At 57.3% G+C, this 16185-nt stretch carries 18 protein-coding genes; 6 read left to right on the top strand and 12 right to left on the bottom strand.

The window, feature by feature from the left end; genetic code table 11:
• Nucleotides 1-35: 35 nt before the first annotated feature.
• Genes trmFO through gluQRS form a run of 3 tightly spaced genes read left to right on the top strand, consistent with a single transcriptional unit; the run spans nucleotide 36 to nucleotide 2906 of the window.
• Nucleotides 36-1388 (top strand): methylenetetrahydrofolate--tRNA-(uracil(54)-C(5))-methyltransferase (FADH(2)-oxidizing) TrmFO, encoded by a 1353-nt coding sequence (gene trmFO / locus AC2FLU_RS08055; protein ID WP_496714511.1) that lies wholly within the window; start codon nucleotides 36-38, stop codon nucleotides 1386-1388.
• A 25-nt stretch (nucleotides 1389-1413) separates the two neighbouring features.
• A complete protein-coding gene (locus AC2FLU_RS08050; protein ID WP_480505215.1) occupies nucleotides 1414-2028 on the top strand; it encodes a class I SAM-dependent DNA methyltransferase in 615 nt (204 codons plus the stop codon).
• A complete protein-coding gene (gene gluQRS / locus AC2FLU_RS08045) occupies nucleotides 2025-2906 on the top strand; it encodes a tRNA glutamyl-Q(34) synthetase GluQRS (protein WP_496808519.1) in 882 nt (293 codons plus the stop codon). The genes AC2FLU_RS08050 and gluQRS overlap by 4 nt, the downstream gene beginning before the upstream one ends.
• 3 nt (nucleotides 2907-2909) lie before the next feature.
• Here the strand turns inward: gluQRS and hisI are convergent, their stop codons facing one another.
• Nucleotides 2910-3299: a phosphoribosyl-AMP cyclohydrolase gene (gene hisI, locus AC2FLU_RS08040; protein ID WP_480516981.1), complete on the bottom strand. Its 390-nt coding sequence runs from the start codon at nucleotides 3297-3299 to the stop codon at nucleotides 2910-2912.
• A 48-nt stretch (nucleotides 3300-3347) separates the two neighbouring features.
• Between hisI and AC2FLU_RS08035 the strand changes: the two genes are divergently transcribed.
• On the top strand, nucleotides 3348-3800 hold the full coding sequence (locus AC2FLU_RS08035) for an iron-sulfur cluster assembly scaffold protein (protein ID WP_496808520.1): 453 nt from the start codon (nucleotides 3348-3350) through the stop codon (nucleotides 3798-3800).
• A 58-nt stretch (nucleotides 3801-3858) separates the two neighbouring features.
• Complete coding sequence (locus tag AC2FLU_RS08030) at nucleotides 3859-4497, top strand: MarC family protein (protein ID WP_209596212.1); 639 nt, start codon at nucleotides 3859-3861, stop codon at nucleotides 4495-4497.
• Between the two features lie 184 nt (nucleotides 4498-4681).
• On the opposite strand, the gene AC2FLU_RS08025 is transcribed toward AC2FLU_RS08030, so the two are convergent.
• The 5 genes from AC2FLU_RS08025 to sciP form a co-directional block, all read right to left on the bottom strand.
• Entirely contained in the window at nucleotides 4682-4804 is a 123-nt protein-coding gene (locus AC2FLU_RS08025) for a hypothetical protein (RefSeq protein ID WP_267366389.1), read from the bottom strand.
• Between the two features lie 112 nt (nucleotides 4805-4916).
• Nucleotides 4917-7007 (bottom strand): ATP-dependent DNA helicase RecG, encoded by a 2091-nt coding sequence (gene recG / locus AC2FLU_RS08020; protein ID WP_496714509.1) that lies wholly within the window; start codon nucleotides 7005-7007, stop codon nucleotides 4917-4919.
• On the bottom strand, nucleotides 7004-9256 hold the full coding sequence (ligA, locus tag AC2FLU_RS08015; RefSeq protein ID WP_496808521.1) for an NAD-dependent DNA ligase LigA: 2253 nt from the start codon (nucleotides 9254-9256) through the stop codon (nucleotides 7004-7006). Before ligA ends, recG begins: the two co-directional genes overlap by 4 nt.
• A gap of 123 nt (nucleotides 9257-9379) precedes the next feature.
• Entirely contained in the window at nucleotides 9380-10096 is a 717-nt protein-coding gene (gene ctrA, locus AC2FLU_RS08010; protein ID WP_267364745.1) for a response regulator transcription factor CtrA, read from the bottom strand.
• 85 nt (nucleotides 10097-10181) lie between these two features.
• Nucleotides 10182-10475, bottom strand: coding sequence for a CtrA inhibitor SciP (gene sciP / locus AC2FLU_RS08005; RefSeq protein WP_480624924.1), 294 nt, complete (start codon nucleotides 10473-10475; stop codon nucleotides 10182-10184).
• A gap of 128 nt (nucleotides 10476-10603) precedes the next feature.
• Between sciP and mnmA the strand changes: the two genes are divergently transcribed.
• Nucleotides 10604-11749 (top strand): tRNA 2-thiouridine(34) synthase MnmA, encoded by a 1146-nt coding sequence (mnmA, locus tag AC2FLU_RS08000; protein ID WP_496808522.1) that lies wholly within the window; start codon nucleotides 10604-10606, stop codon nucleotides 11747-11749.
• On the opposite strand, the gene AC2FLU_RS07995 is transcribed toward mnmA, so the two are convergent.
• The 6 genes from AC2FLU_RS07995 to fabZ all read right to left on the bottom strand — a co-directional run bounded on the left by AC2FLU_RS07995 (nucleotide 11746) and on the right by fabZ (nucleotide 16179).
• Nucleotides 11746-12291: a carboxymuconolactone decarboxylase family protein gene (locus AC2FLU_RS07995; protein WP_480516969.1), complete on the bottom strand. Its 546-nt coding sequence runs from the start codon at nucleotides 12289-12291 to the stop codon at nucleotides 11746-11748. The two genes, mnmA and AC2FLU_RS07995, sit on opposite strands and share 4 nt — an antisense overlap.
• A gap of 99 nt (nucleotides 12292-12390) precedes the next feature.
• Nucleotides 12391-12966 (bottom strand): hypothetical protein, encoded by a 576-nt coding sequence (locus AC2FLU_RS07990; protein WP_496714505.1) that lies wholly within the window; start codon nucleotides 12964-12966, stop codon nucleotides 12391-12393.
• Nucleotides 12959-14125, bottom strand: a complete 1167-nt coding sequence (gene lpxB / locus AC2FLU_RS07985; protein WP_480516965.1) for a lipid-A-disaccharide synthase — start codon at nucleotides 14123-14125, stop codon at nucleotides 12959-12961. The genes AC2FLU_RS07990 and lpxB overlap by 8 nt, the downstream gene beginning before the upstream one ends.
• Nucleotides 14125-14919, bottom strand: coding sequence for an LpxI family protein (locus tag AC2FLU_RS07980; RefSeq protein WP_480553451.1), 795 nt, complete (start codon nucleotides 14917-14919; stop codon nucleotides 14125-14127). Before AC2FLU_RS07980 ends, lpxB begins: the two co-directional genes overlap by 1 nt.
• Nucleotides 14920-14923: 4 nt before the next feature.
• Nucleotides 14924-15709, bottom strand: coding sequence for an acyl-ACP--UDP-N-acetylglucosamine O-acyltransferase (gene lpxA / locus AC2FLU_RS07975; RefSeq protein WP_496714503.1), 786 nt, complete (start codon nucleotides 15707-15709; stop codon nucleotides 14924-14926).
• On the bottom strand, nucleotides 15706-16179 hold the full coding sequence (fabZ, locus tag AC2FLU_RS07970) for a 3-hydroxyacyl-ACP dehydratase FabZ (RefSeq protein ID WP_267364735.1): 474 nt from the start codon (nucleotides 16177-16179) through the stop codon (nucleotides 15706-15708). Before fabZ ends, lpxA begins: the two co-directional genes overlap by 4 nt.
• Between the last annotated feature and the right edge of the window lie 6 nt (nucleotides 16180-16185).

Raw genomic sequence — 16185 nt, 5'->3', positions numbered from 1 at the left:
TGCGCCCGATTGTGGTCTGCCCTATGTGGCATCGCATGACACAAGTTTTGCATATTGTAGGCGGCGGCATGGCCGGGTCAGAGGCGGCCTGGCAAGCTGCTGAAATGGGCGTGGATGTTGTGATTCACGAAATGCGTCCGATCATCGGCACCTTTGCACATCAGACCGGCAATCTGGCGGAAATGGTGTGCTCGAACTCGTTCCGCTCGGATGATGATGAGCAGAACGCAGTGGGTCTGCTGCATTGGGAAATGCGTGCCGCCAATGGGTTGATCATGACAACAGCCGATGAACACCGCCTGCCAGCCGGTGGCGCGCTGGCTGTGGACCGTGACCCGTTTGCAGAAAGTGTGACCACAAAACTTCGCGCCCACCCACGCGTGACGGTAACCGACGAAGAAGTGACGACCCTGCCCAGCGATGGCCAGTGGATCTTTGCGACCGGCCCCCTGACGTCGCCCGCGCTGGGTCAGTCCATCCAGGCCGAGACAGGGTCTGACGCACTTGCCTTTTTCGACGCCATCGCACCGATCGTCTATGCCGAAAGCATCGACATGAGCAAAGCGTGGATGCAATCACGCTACGACAAGGGCGAGACCGAAGAAGAGCGGACGGCCTATCTGAACTGCCCGATGGACCGGGATCAGTACGAGGCCTTCATAGACGCGCTTCTGGCAGCAGAAAAAACCGAATTTCACGAAGGCGAGGCAACAGGTTACTTCGACGGCTGTCTACCCATCGAGGTTATGGCCGAACGCGGTCGCGAAACGCTGCGCCATGGTCCGATGAAACCGGTCGGGCTGACCAACCCGCATGAGCCCGGCGTGAAACCACATGCAGTGGTGCAGTTGCGCCGCGATAACGCATTGGGCACCTTGTTTAACATCGTGGGTTTCCAGACAAAGATGAAATACGGCGCCCAGACCGACGTGTTCCGTATGATCCCTGGCTTGGAAAATGCCAGCTTTGCCCGGTTGGGCGGCATTCACCGCAATACGTTCATCAACTCTCCCACGCTTCTGGATTCGCAAATGCGGTTGAAATCCAAACCCAACATTCGGTTTGCTGGACAGATCACGGGTGTGGAAGGCTATGTAGAAAGCGCCGCGATGGGGTTGCTGGCTGGTCGGTTTGCCGCTGCTCAGATTTTGGGGCGTGACCTGCCCGCTGTTCCGCAAGACAGCGCAATGGGTGCTTTGATTCACCACATTACGGGTGGTGCCGAGGCTAAGACCTTTCAGCCGATGAACGTGAATTTCGGCCTGTTTCGCCCCGTGGATGGCCTGAAAGGCGGGCGTCGGGGTCGTAAAGACCGGTACAAGGCCTATACCGACCGGGCCAAAGCTGAATGGAGTACTTGGTTGGAACATTGCTGTCTGGACGCGTAATGCGGACTCGGCCTAGCATGCTGGAATGAACGACACGTTTCTGAACAGCACATACAACCTCGGCACGCCTGAAGCGACTGAAGCGCACTATCAGAACTGGGCTGCAACCTATGAAAAGGAAGTCGGTGAACACGGTTACGCCACGCCGGGCCGTGTAGCAGCGGCTTTGTGGTCTTTCGCACCGAAGCCGCAGACCCCAATTCTGGACTACGGCTGCGGCACCGGGTTGTCGGGGCTTGCCCTGCGCGCTGTTGGCTTTGAAGTCATCGATGGGATGGACCCAACAGAGAACATGCTTCAGGAAGCCGCCAGCAAGGGCGTTTATCGAACACTGACCGGATTCGATATCGCCAAGCCCGCGCCGTTGAAGCGTGGGGAGTACACGATGATTACTGCCATAGGAGTGATCGGAAAAGGTGCTGCCCCGCCCGAGACACTGGATTTGTTGATGCACGCGTTGCCCAAGGGTGGTTTGCTTGGCTTTTCGCTGAACGATCATGCGTTGGCGGACCATAAATTCACCTGCCGTCTGACGGATTGGGTCGACATGGGGGCCGCACGTTTGTTATTTCGTGAACACGGCCCCCACCTGCCCGGTATCAACCTTAACTCTGACGTGTATGTATTAGAAAAAGCGTGACTCTCGTAACGCGCTTTGCGCCATCCCCAACAGGCCCCCTTCACCTTGGGCACGCATATTCTGCGCTGGTTGCCAGCGATCGGGCTGCTTCTGAAAGCGGCCGGTTCCTGCTGCGAATTGAGGATATCGATCAATCCCGCTCGCGACAGCTATGGGAGGATCAGATTTACCACGACCTCAGATGGTTGGGGCTGACATGGCCGGAGCCCGTGATGCGCCAATCGGATCGTTTGGGCTTTTACCACAAGGCGCTGGATCAGCTATGGGCGCAGGGTCTTTTGTATCCATGCACGTGTAATCGCAAAGATATCGCCGCTGCAACCAGTGCGCCGCAGGAAGGCGCACCTATGCTTGGACCCGACGGGCTTGTTTACCCTGGGACTTGTGGAAAAAGGTTTGTTGGCAAAGATTTATCGGAACTTCCTCGTCCAACTCAGGACCCATTGCGATTGGACGTGGTCAAGGCGTGTCAGGCGGTCCGCAACCCCGACAGGTATCAGTTTCTTGAGCTGGGTTCGGGTCCGGGCGGCGAAACCGGCATTGTCACCTTTTCGCCTGATGAGTTGATTGCCACCATAGGTGATGTTGTTCTGTCCCGCCGTGACATGGGGACGTCGTATCATTTGTCCGTCGTACTTGACGACGCGGGTCAGGGTATAACACAGGTGGTACGGGGACGGGACTTGTTTGACGCGACCCGCATCCACGTTCTGTTGCAGGTGTTACTGAACCTGCCGACACCCGAGTATTTCCACCACGACCTGATCCGCGATGATGCAGGCAAACGGCTGGCCAAACGCGATGATGCCCGCGCGATCTCAAAATACCGGGCCGAAGGGGCTAGCCCGGGCGACATACGCCGAATGGTTGGGCTTTGACCCCTACTCCATTGGCGCCATCAGTTCAGCCTCGACCCCATCCCGAACGGCGGTAAAAAAACAGGTTCGTCGGTTGGTATGGCAGGCTGCACCGGTTTGACGGACCAGAACCAATAGACAATCCCGGTCGCAATCGATCCGGAAATCCACCAGTTCCTGCACATGGCCCGAGGTTTCGCCCTTGATCCAGAAGGCCTGCCGGGAGCGCGACCAATAGGTTACCCGCCCGGTTTCGAGGGTCTTTTCAACCGCCTGCACGTTCATCCAGGCCATCATCAGAACCTCGCCTGATGCTTCATCCTGCGCAATCGCCGGGATCAGACCCGCCTCATTAAATCTCAATTTGGAGGGGTCAAACACGACTGGGTCAGACATCTGAAAAACCTTTTGCATCCGGTGGGCTGGCCACTATGTATGGGTAACACACGACGAGGGAAAGCCATGAGCGGCGAGAACGACCTGATTAAGCTGTATTCCGGGCGCATTCTGGCGCTGGCTGCGGATATTCCGCATCTTGAACGACTGGAAGATCCCGATGCAACCGTCAAGAAACGCTCACCTTTATGCGGATCGACTGTAACTGTCGACATCAAGGTTCGCGACGGTCAGATCAGTGCCTTTGGTCAGGACGTCAAGGCCTGTGCTTTGGGGCAAGCGTCTGCCTCGGTCGTTGGGGATGTAATAATTGGAGCGTCGCGGGCGCAGGTCGAAGCTGCGCGCGATCAGTTGGCGGCCATGCTCAAGAATGGCGGTCCTGCACCCGATGCACCTTTTGACGGGCTTGAGGTGCTGATGCCCGCTCGGGATTATAAGAACCGCCATGCGTCGATCTTGCTGGTACTGGATGCCACGGCTGAGGCCATGGCGAAGGCTGAACAGGCAAACTGCGCCTGATTATAGCTATTTGGCGGAAACCCGTTTACCCTCTGCCAAGATTTCAGGAGGGATGGGTTTGAATAATTTGCTCGAGCATTTCGTGACGCTTTGGGTCGTTATCGACCCGATTGGAACAATTCCCGTGTTCATCGCCGTTACTGCGGGATTGGACGCGGCAGGCCGGCGGCGGACAGCGCTGTTAGCAGCCGTGATAAGTGCTGCCGTATTGCTGTTTTTCCTTGTATTTGGTCAGGTGCTGATCGAAGCGCTGGATATCGGGCTGAATTCGTTTCAGGTCGCTGGCGGCATTATCCTGTTTCTGTTTGCCCTGACGATGATCTTTGGTGAAAGCAAACAAGAGGTCGAACAACGGCAAGCCGAAGAAGATCGTGAAGACGCGTATCACCAGCAGAACCCGGCGATATTCCCGCTGGCCGTGCCTTCATTGGCATCCCCTGGCGCGATGCTGGCAATCGTTATCCTGACCGACAACCACCGTTACAGTATCGCTGATCAGGGTATCACAGCGCTTGTCATGCTTTCTGTATTGCTGGTTGCGTTTGTACTGATGCTATTGGCCGAGCCCATCATTCGGCTGATCGGCCATTCAGGCGCGGCGATCATCAGCCGTGTAATGGGGATGATTTTGGCCTCGGTTGCTGCCAACTCAGTCCTGTCCGCACTGTTGGAAATCTTCAAAACCGGCCAATTGTAAAAAAAGCCGCCGCGCTTTCCGGGCGAAAGGGCGGCGGCAGGTATTGCGTGTCTCGCGTGGGGTCCGGTGTACCGCGCGGGGCCGAGGCATGGCCCCTCAAGGGGTTTGGGACAGGCAGGTCACCCTTGACTGAAATGGGGATGACAGCGCGGATATTTCGGCACGAGATCGCAGGCAGAAAGGCTTAGAAACCAACTGGCAGGTGAAGGGCCACCATCAGCATCACGACCAAGGACAACACGCCAACGGCATCTTGCAGGATGGTCGATTGCGCGCGGCTGAAAGCGGTCTTGATCTGGGTCAGCATAGGGTCCCCTCCGGTCAGAGTTTTAATCCTTTGTTGACCTTTTGTTCTCATATTTCCAAGCGCAGGTAAAGAACTTTTAGAGAACAGTTGTGAACCTTAGAGAACATTACAGCTAACCCACTGAAATCAAACGGATCGCCTGATCCTGTTTCATCAACCACAACAGTACGCGTGCGGCCCGTCCCCTGTCCGAGGTCAGTTTGGGATCGGTCGTTAGCAGCGCCCGCGCATCGGATTGGGCGACGGCCATCAATCCTGCCTGACGTTCCAGGTCCGCGATATGGAATTTTGGCAACCCGGATTGCGCAGTCCCGATCAGATCGCCCGCGCCTCGCATGTCAAGGTCAGTTTCCGAGATTCGGAAGCCATCTTCTGTCTCGCGCAGAACCTCCAGCCGCTTGCGCCCTCCCTCGCTGAGCGGTGGTTGATACATCAGCAAACAAGTGGATTCCGCATCCCCGCGCCCGACGCGCCCCCGCAACTGGTGCAATTGCGCCAGCCCAAAGATCTCGGCCCGTTCAATGACCATGATCGTTGCGTTGGGTACGTTCACGCCGACCTCGATCACCGTCGTGGCAACAAGGACCTTTGTTTGCCCGTTCTGAAACGCGCTCATCGCGGCGTCTTTGTCGGCGGGTGGCATCTGTCCGTGAACCAGTCCCACCACTCCCTCGCCTAAAATGGCCCGCAAACGTTTGAAGCGTTCCTCGGCCGCCGTCAGGTCCGAAACTTCGGATTCGTCGACCAGAGGGCACACCCAGTAACACTGTCGCCCTTCATCAATCGCTCGCCGCAGGTGGGCGATGACTTCGTCCATGCGCTGTGTGTTGACAATCGCCGTTTTGATCGGTTTTCGCCCCGGAGGCTTTTCATCCAGCACCGAAACATCCATGTCGCCATATTGCGCCAGCGCAAGACTACGTGGGATCGGAGTGGCGGTCATTACCAGAACATCGGCCCCCTTGCCTTTTTCCGACAATTCCATTCTCTGCCGCACGCCAAACCGGTGCTGTTCGTCGACGATGGCCAATCTCAGCGCCTTGAATTCAACATCACTTTGAAACACTGCATGTGTGCCAACCAGAATGTGAATATCGCCTTGTTTAAGTGCCTCAAGCTTGGCACGCCGCTCCGCGCCCTTATCACGTCCGGTAAGCAGTTCCAGAACCACTCCGGCCTGCTCGGCCAGTGGGCGCAACCCTTCCAGATGCTGGCGTGCCAGAATTTCGGTCGGGGCCATCATCACGCCCTGCCCGCCTGCCTCAACGGCGATCAGAAGCGCCATGATGGCCACCAGCGTCTTACCGGCGCCGACGTCGCCCTGTAACAGTCGGTTCATTCGGGCGTCAGACGCCATATCAGCCGAAATCTCATCAATAGCGCGCGTTTGTGCATCAGTCGGGCGATAGGGAAGGCTTGCCAGCACTTTAGATTGCAGTGCCCCGGTTCCCACGCTGACTATCCCCCGCGACTTGCGCTCTCGCTGCCGGGCCAGAGCGAGCGTCAGCTGATGCGCAAACAATTCGTCATACGCCAATCTCTGACGCGCAGGGGCAAACGGCGCGACATCATCAGCGCCGCGCGGATTGTGACCGGCGTGAATGGCCGCACACCAGCTCGGCCAGTTTTGCTGTGACACCTGCGCCGGATCGATCCATTCCTCTAGCTTGGGTGCGCGTGCCAATGCGCTGCGGCTGGCCTTGAACGCTGTTTTCTGGGTCAGCCCTTGCGTCAGGTGGTAGACCGGTTCGAATTCCGGGATATCGCCGGCTTGTTCAACGGGCAGCATGTGGTCAGGGTGCACCATCTGCGCCATGCCGTCGAACAGTTCCAACTTGCCGGAAACCACGCGGCGAGATCCTTGCGGCAAAACTTTTTTCAGATATTCACCACGTGCGTGGAAAAAGACCAGCTGGAAATCGGCCTGACTGTCTTCGACATGAACGCGATAAGCCCCTCCCTTGTTGTGAGGCGGCCTGTGCGGGCCGACTGTCACTTCCACGGTCAGAGTGGCTGGCAGGTCCACCCCCTGAATTGTATCCCGCCTGCGCCGGTCCACCACGGCATAAGGCAGGCTGAACAGAACATCGCGCGGGGATTCCACCCCGGTCTGCGCCATGGCCTGTGCCGTCTTGGGACCGACGCCATCCAACGTTTCCAGCCCTGCAAATAGCGGGAAAAGCTGTTCGGGGCGTCCGCTCATGCGCCTTCTATCAGCTGAAGCCAGCCATCCTCGTCCAAAGTTTCGATCCCAAGTTCCGCCGCCTTTTTCGCCTTTGACCCGGCCCCGGGACCCGCGACCAGAATATCGGTTTTCTTGCTGACAGATCCGGAAACCCTCGCGCCCAACGCCTCGGCTCGCGCTTTGGCTTCGGCGCGGGTCATCTTTTCCAGCGTTCCGGTGAACACTACGGTTTTACCCGCCACCGGACTGTCCGAGGCTGGCGCGTCGGGGGCGATAACCGTCAATTCGCTGCGCAGCGTGTCGAAAGCCCGTCGTTCCTCTACATTGGCAAATGCGTCCGACAGTGAAAGGCCAAGCGTTGCGCCAATTCCGTCGATCCCGATCAGCTCTGCCCAGGCGGCATTGGCATCGGCTGCGACATTGGCCTCCGCGATGGCTGCGTCCCGCACTTCTTTCACGCGCGCTCGACGCCCTTCAAGCTGCGCTGCCGCACGCTCTGCATCTTCCACCTCATCGGCCTGCCGTTGGGCCAGCGCGGCCGGGCGCGCAGTGTCCAACGCGAGTGCCATCGCATCCCAGTCGCGGTAAAAAAGCGCCAGATCGCGCGCACCCACTTCGCCAACATGCCGAATGCCCAGTGCGAACAACAAGCGCGCAAAGGGAATTTTCCGCTTTTCATCAATGGCTTCGAACAGGTTCCTGGCGGATGTTTCGCCCCACCCGTCCCGGTTTTTTAACCGCGTCAGACTGGCTGCGTCCCGTTGTTCCAGCGTGAAGATATCAGCTGGCGCATTGATCGGAAGGGTTGGATCCCCATAGAATATTTCAATCTGTTTTGCACCCAGCCCTTCTATATCAAAGGCTTTGCGCGACACGAAATGTTTTAGTTTTTCAACGGCCTGCGCGGGACAGATCAGGCCGCCGGTGCATCGTCGAACCGCGTCGCCTTCTTCGCGGATCGCATCACTCCCGCATTCGGGGCAATGTGTCGGAAAGGCAAAGCGGCGTGCATCGGCGGGGCGTTTGGACAAGTCGACATCCGACAGTTTGGGGATCACATCGCCAGCGCGATAAACCTGAACCCAATCGCCCACTCGGATATCTTTTCCTTCACGAATCGCGCCGCCCTTGGCATCGCGCCCTGCGATGTAATCTTCGTTGTGCAATGTGGCATTGGAGACGACCACTCCGCCAACCGTTACAGGATGCAACCGTGCCACGGGGCTAAGCGCCCCTGTTCGACCAACCTGAATGTCGATCGCCTCCAATCTGGTCCAGGCCAGTTCGGCTGGGAACTTATGCGCAATTGCCCATCTTGGCGTCGTTGAGCGGAAACCCAGACGTGCCTGCAAAGACAGATCGTTTACCTTGTAGACGACCCCATCGATGTCATACCCCAAGGTCGCACGCTGCGCTTCGATATCCCGGTAATGAGCGATCATGTCCTCAGTCGTGGCACATAGGCGCGTCAAGGAATTCGTGGGAAAGCCAAGGGTCGCAAGACGCTCAATTGCTCCAATCTGAGTATCTGCCAAAGGTTCTGACAGTTCACCCCATGCATAGGCGAAGAAGCGCAATGGGCGGGAACGGGTAATTTCCGAATCCAGCTGGCGCAGTGACCCTGCCGCTGCATTGCGCGGGTTGGCAAAGGGTTTGCCCCCCCGTTCAGCCTGCCGCTCATTCAACGCTTCAAAATCGGAATGAGACATGTAAATCTCGCCCCGGACCTCAAGAATTTGGGGCGCGTTCTCGATCAGCTGTGGAATATCAGAGACTGTGCAGGCGTTGGCCGTCACGTTCTCGCCAACTTCACCGTCACCCCGCGTCGCGGCCTGAACCAGCTGTCCGTTCTCATATCGCAAGGACAAAGACAGGCCGTCAATCTTGGGTTCAGCTGTGAAAGCCAGTGGCGCGCCTGCATCAAAGCCCAGATATTTTCGAATCGAGATGTCGAAATCGGCAATGTCCCCATCGTCGAACGCATTTCCCAGTGACATCATTCGGACGGCATGAGTAACTTTTGAAAACCCGTCCGCCGGTTTGGCCCCGACTTGCTCTGTCGGGCTGTCAGCACGTTTCAGGTGGGGGAAACGCGCCTCGATCTCGGCGTTTCTGCGTTTGAGGGCATCATAATCCGCATCCGACAACTCGGGCGCATCTTCTGCGTGATACAGAGTGTTGGCTCGCGACAGGATGTCCGCCAACCGCGCCAGTTCGGCACGCGCCTCATCATCCGTCAGGTCTGATATGGGAATGGAATTGCTCATGGCCTCGCCCTGTCACGCGTTCTTGGACCTCAGTGATAGGGCGAGGCCATGGCCAGGTCCAGATGTGCTGAGCCGTGAGTGCAAAGTGCCGCCCTGGACTACCAGCGACACAAACGGTTCAAATCAGAGGCCGACCGCCATTCGCGTCTCGTCCAATGTGTTGCTTTGCGGGTCGCGCAACACGTAGCCCCGCCCCCAAACGGTTTCGATATAATTCTCACCACCAGTTGCGTTGCTGAGCTTTTTGCGCAGTTTGCAGATGAAGACGTCGATGATCTTCAGCTCGGGTTCGTCCATGCCGCCATATAGGTGGTTCAGAAACATTTCCTTGGTCAGAGTCGTACCCTTGCGCAAGCTGAGCAATTCCAGCATCTGGTACTCTTTTCCTGTCAGGTGCACGGTTTTTCCGTCCACCTCGACGGTTTTGGCGTCCAGGTTAACGGCCACGCGACCTGTGTGGATGATGGACTGCGAATGCCCTTTCGACCGGCGGATGATGGCATGGATACGGGCCACCAGTTCTTCACGGTGGAAGGGCTTGGTCAGGTAGTCATCCGCGCCAAACCCGAAGCCTTTGATCTTGCTGTCCGTATCATCTGCACCCGATAGAATCAGGATCGGTGTTTCCACCCTGGCAATCCGCAACTGGCGCAACACTTCATGCCCGTTCATGTCCGGCAGATTTAGGTCCAGCAAGATCAGGTCGTAATCGTAGAGCTTTGCCAGATCGATACCTTCTTCGCCAAGATCCGTTGCATAGACGTTAAGGTTCGCATGCGTCAGCATCAGTTCGATGCTTTTGGACGTGGTCGGATCATCCTCGACAAGAAGTATACGCATTTTCACTGCTCCAATTCGGGTCAATAATTCCAATTAAAATTAAACCTGACCAAGAATGGTTAATCTGACGTTACCGTTGAATCATTTATTCTCGCTCTCCTATAGGTTGTCGATACTTTTTTAAGGCCGTGGCTTTCAAAGCCTCGACACCGTGTTCCGCGACCAGGGAAACCCAGCCGTTGAATTCTTCGTCGCTGATCCCGTATTTCTGTTTTGCCTCAGACAGGCTGATCAGCCCGTAAAGTACCCCACGCACGACCAGAATCTTGCGCGAGGCCACCCACCGCCGTGTGCTTGTCGGCGGCAGATCGGCGCGTGTCAGTATGGACCCATCCGGCAGAGAAACAGACCTTGGCCCTTCCACTTTGTGCAAATACATCGCTTTACCCTCTTTGCTGCATCAAAGCTGGCACCAGCCTACTTAAGGTCGTATGAAACCGCCCCTTGAGAGTGTGTAGAATTTTCCTATATTCTGCCGGTCTTTCTTAACCCGGACAGGAACCGCCAATGGCCCTCGACACCGAGACCCCGCTGAACTCGCTTGGCTTTGCCAAACCGCCCTCGGAAACGCGGGTGGTTGTGGCCATGTCGGGGGGCGTCGATAGCTCTGTTGTCGCAGCCTATCTGGCCGATCAGGGCTATGACGTGGTCGGTGTGACACTGCAACTCTATGATCATGGAGCGGCTCTGGCCAAGAAAGGGGCGTGCTGTGCCGGGATCGATATCCACGATGCGCGCCGCGTGGCAGAAGAGCGTGGGTTTCCCCACTATGTTCTGGACTACGAAAACATCTTCAAGGACGCGGTGATCGATGAGTTTGCAGAAAGCTATCTGGCAGGCGCAACACCCGTACCCTGCATTCGCTGCAACGAGCGGGTAAAATTCAAGGACCTGCTGGAAACCGCCAAGGATCTTGAGGCCGACTGTATGGCCACCGGACACTATATCCAGCGCAAGATGGGGCCAAACGGCCCGGAACTGCACAGCGCCGAAGATGCCAACCGGGATCAATCCTATTTCCTGTTCTCGACAACGCCGGAACAGCTTGATTTCCTGCGCTTCCCGCTTGGCCACCTGCCCTCAAAAGACGCGACCCGCGAAATGGCGGCTCAATATGGGTTGTCTGTGGCGGACAAGCCTGACAGTCAGGACATCTGCTTTGTGCCCAACGGCAATTATGCCAGCGTCATTGAAAAGCTGCGCCCCGGTGCTGCGGAGCCGGGCGAGATTGTTCATGCCGATGGCCGCGTTCTGGCACAGCATAACGGGGTGATACATTACACGATCGGCCAAAGGCGCGGCTTGGGCATCGGCGGTCTGAGCGAACCGCTTTATGTGGTCAAGCTGGACGTGGACAAGAAACAGGTCGTTGTCGGCCCCAAAGAGATGCTGGCAACGCGTGTCGTCCCCGTGCGTGAGATCAACTGGCTGGGCGATGAACCCTTCACTTCTCGCGAAGAATGGCACCTGTCAGTCAAGGTCCGTTCGACCCGCCCCCAGCGTGAAGCCATTATTCGACCGCTGTCCGACACCACTGCCGAGGTTGAATTGCTGACACCCGAAGAAGGCATCTCGCCCGGTCAGGCCTGCGTCTTCTATGCCTCAGAAGGCAGCCGCATCTTTGGCGGCGGTTGGATCTGGCGCGGGTACTAGGCTGAAACCGGTTCAACCTCCGGTTCGATCTGGATCTGAAGCGCATCGTTGAACCGGTTGAATGCACCGCACAAAGCGATGCGCCAGGTTAACTCGACAATCTGGGCATCGCTGAACCAATCCCGCAAGTTGGAAACCTCGGCGTCGCGCATGCGGCCTGATCGTGTCGTTACCGCCTCGGCGTATCGCACGACGGCCTTGTCGCACGCGTCCAGCTCGGGGTGGTTGTCAACATCTGGCAAACGCGCCGCGCCTTCGGGGCTGAGACCAGCAACTGTCAACAGCGGAGTATGATGCGAGACGCAGTAGTCACAGGCGTTCAGTTTGGAAACCGTCACCATGGCCAGTTCCAGCGCACGACGCGGCAAGGTCTGCTGTTCCCGTAACGCTGTTAGCATCCCTGCGACATGTTCCAGAACCGGTGGACAATGTGCGGCGACCCGGGCCCAATTGTCGAACGGACCATAAGCGCCCAAAGCCGCATGAGACGCGCGTGTCTCGTCTGCCATCTCGGCGTCTGACAAAGGGGGAATGCGGGTCATGATGAAAGCTCCTTTTTTAGAGAGGATACTTTAAGTCCGCACCGCTGCAACAGATGGTCGCGGATCACAAACCCGAGACGGAACGCCGGAACAAATTTCTTACAGGGCGTCCGTAGGCGAATTGAAGAGGATATAGAGCCCAACGCAGACCATGATATATGGGGCGACCCTATCCATTCGGGCGACGCGTGGCCCCAGGCTTTTGGCCCGAGGGGCGCCCCAGGCGGCGGTAAGGACCAGCACGGAAGCGGCCAGTGCTGCGCCAATCAAGGCGGCAACGCGGTATGAGGGGGTAGAATCCGCCAATAACGGTGTCATGACCGCGAAACTGTCAATCGACAGGCTCAGGAACAGGGTAACCACCGAGGTCACGGCCCCTTTTGCCTCGGTTCCTTCAGAATTGGCCCCGAAAAGCTGCCTCCAGATACCGCGCAGACCAAAGGCCAGTGGCACAAGACCCAGAAACCCGATCCAAAACGGCGCGCCGCTCTGGTCAACGCCCAAAGCGACGGTCATGGCCAATGTCAGAACAATTGTTTGCGCGACGGCAAAGCCAATGATGGCGCGGCGCTGCTCGATCACCAGTATCAAACCCAGCAAGACGGCCAGATTGTCCAGATTGGTGGAAATCATGGCAATCCCGGCTGAAGCGGCGAACAGCGTGTGATCAAGCATGCTCAATCTGCATTCTGTCCAGCACAGCTCGTGCCGCCCGCAATCCCGGAGCTTCTCCTCCGCGCCCCAACCTTTCCATTGTCAGGTTCATCGCAAGTTGCTGAGCGTCGGGGGCATTGGTCACATCATGCAGGGCCTTGGCGATCTTTTCTGGCTGGCAATCGTTCAGCAGGCATTCAGGCACGGCGCGTGTTTCAGATACCAGGTTGACCAATGTAACAGTGTCCAGCTTGACCATGCGTTCAGCCATTTTCTGGGTCAGCCAATTGAGCTTGTAGGCGATCACCATGGGTGTATTCTGCGCGGCCAGTTCCAAAGAAACCGTACCCGAAGCGGCCAGCGCAATACGTGCTGTGCCAAAGGCCGCGCGTTTTTCGATGGTGGCTTGCCCGGCCCCGATTTGGCGCGGGTCGAGCACTATTGGTGCGCCCGGCCAGTTTTGCGTCATATCGTTGACCAGATCAGTTGTTGCACCTACGGTTGGAACCACGACGCGATAACTGGGATGATCCGTCAAAAACAGCCGCAATGCCTCACCAAACGTGTCTGCCAGACGCTCGATCTCACCCCGGCGCGATCCGGGCAGAGCCAGCAGGACTGGTGCATCCCCTAGGTCGTACCTGCTCCGGATTGCTGCAATCTCAGCCTGTGTTGCCGTCGGTTCGCTGGCAACTGGATGGCCAACAAAGTCACACTCCATCCCTGCCCGCTCCATGTATGGCGGCTCGAACGGAAGCAGTGCCAGCACATGGTCGATGACCTTTGCCATTTTATCCGCTCGCCCCGGACGCCAGGCCCAGACACTGGGCGCGACGTAATGCACGGTGCGGATATCACTGGCGGCTTTGACGATTTTGGCGACACGCAGGCTGAAATCGGGGCTGTCGATGGTTATCAGAACGTCCGGCCGCGTGTCCAACACTGCTTGCGCGGTCTCCGAGATTCGACGCTTGAGGTGGAAAAACTTCGGCAGAACCTCGATCAAACCCATCACCGAAAGTTCCGACATCGGAAACCGGCTGGTCAGCCCCTGAACCGCCATCAAAGGTCCGCCCACCCCGTCGAATTCAATATCGGGGATCAGGGTCTTCAGCCCCTCCATCAACGCGGCGCCCAGCCGGTCGCCCGAAGGTTCACCGGCGACCAGAAAAACACGCATCAGACCGCTCGCTCGCGAATATACAGGAACAGCCCAAGACGGTTACATTCGGCGATGACCTGTTCTTTTTCCAAAACCAGCACACCGCCCTTTTCCAGAACGATGCCAGACAAACCTGCCGCGACCGCATCCGTGATGGTATCCGGTCCTATGACGGGCAGGTCGGCACGACGGTCCTGATCGGGTTTTGGACCTTTGAACAGTATGCCGCCCCCCGCATCCGGGCGTTGTGTCAGGGACTGAAGCATCCAGGCGGTTCCAAAGATGCCTTCGATTGCCAACACCTGCCCTTTTAAAACGGCACAGGCCTGACCTATATCCGCAGTTCCCATGGCCCGTAGAATTCCGGCAGCGCGGTCTGCATCTGCCATATCACTCTCGGATGGGTGCACATCAGTCAGACAGCCCAAAGGCGGCAACAGGCCAGGGGCGATTTCATGCGCGGCAGACACCCGCAATCCTGCGCCTTCCAACAGGCCAATGACAGCCCGCAATGCTCCGTCATCACCCGACAGCATGGCCTGCTGGATCACCGGAACCAATGGCATCGTTGCCGCGTCAATACGTTTAGGATCAACCTTCGGGCGCCGAACTGCGCCGGCCATGCAGATCTCGGTCACGCCCTTCGCCTGAAGCCCGGCGATAAAACTGCCAAGCTGTTCAAGCGGAAACACGATATCTGCGACCAGATCATCCGGCAGGAAACCTTCCATCGCGCAGATCAGCGGACGTTCCGCCAATTGGGCAACCAATTCGGTCGGCAGCGCCCCGGTTCCCGCAATCAACGCAAGCATGTTCCTATTTCCTCGGTGTCAGGAACGACCGATCGCTGTGTCCGGTGACAAAATCAACGATCCGCTGCACATAGTCGCTGTCGTTACCCTGACCAAGACGGTTGGCGCGATCCATGAACGTTCCTTCGCCTTCAGACAACTCCTTGAACGCGGCACGCAATGCCGAGATGTCTTCGCGCGAAACACCTTTACGCTTGAGACCCACGAGGTTCAGACCTTCAAGCTCACCCCTGGATGCTTGTACCAGTCCGTAGGGAATGACGTCTTTGGGCACCATGGTGAGCGCACCGATGATCGCCCCACGTCCAACGCGCACCCACTGGTGCAGGCCCGAAATGCCACCGATGATTACTTCATCCTCGACGATACAGTGACCGGCTGCGCCCGCGTGGTTCACCATGATTACCCGGTTGCCGATCTGCACGTCATGGGCCACATGAACACCTGCCATCAGCAGGCAATCATCCCCGATCCGGGTTACGCCACCGCCGCCTTCGGTTCCGGTGTTGATCGTTACATGCTCGCGAATGCGGTTGCGCTGACCGATTTCAAGGCGCGTATTTTCACCGCCGAATTTCAGGTCCTGAGGAATCTCACCGATCACCGAAAAATTAAAGATCACGGTGTCTTCGCCAATCGATGTATCACCGGTCACAACGACATGAGACTTCAACTCGACCCGATCAGCCAGTTTTACATTGGCGCCCACATAGCTGAAAGGACCGATGATGCAATCCTGCCCGATCTGCGCCCCATCTTCGATAATCGCGCTGGGATGGATACCGCTCATGTTGTTTTTTCCATATCCCAATCGACATAGGCCGAGAATTCTGCCTCGGCGGCTACTTCACCATCAACAGTTGCGCGGCCGTTGAATTTGAAAAGCTTCCCACCCTTCTTGCCGCGAACCGTTTCGACATGCATTTCTAGCACGTCGCCAGGAACAACTTTCCGGCGGAATTTACACTTGTCGATGCTCATGAAATAGATCAGCAACTCGGTGTCGATGACATCCATACCCACGCCCAGCATCACGCCTGCGGTCTGCGCCATCGCCTCAACGATGGTAACACCTGGCATGATCGGAGTTCCCGGAAAATGCCCCTGGAAATGCGGCTCGTTCATGGTGACGTTCTTGATACCGCGGGCCGATTGATAGCCAGAGATGTCAACCACCTTATCGACCAGCAAAAACGGATAACGATGCGGCAGGATCCTTTGGATCAACTGAATATCGGCGCTTTTGGGTTCCGTTGTCATGATGCA

This window comes from Ruegeria sp. SAZD013 (assembly GCF_059612525.1).
This window is presented reverse-complemented; position numbering and strand designations above follow the sequence as displayed.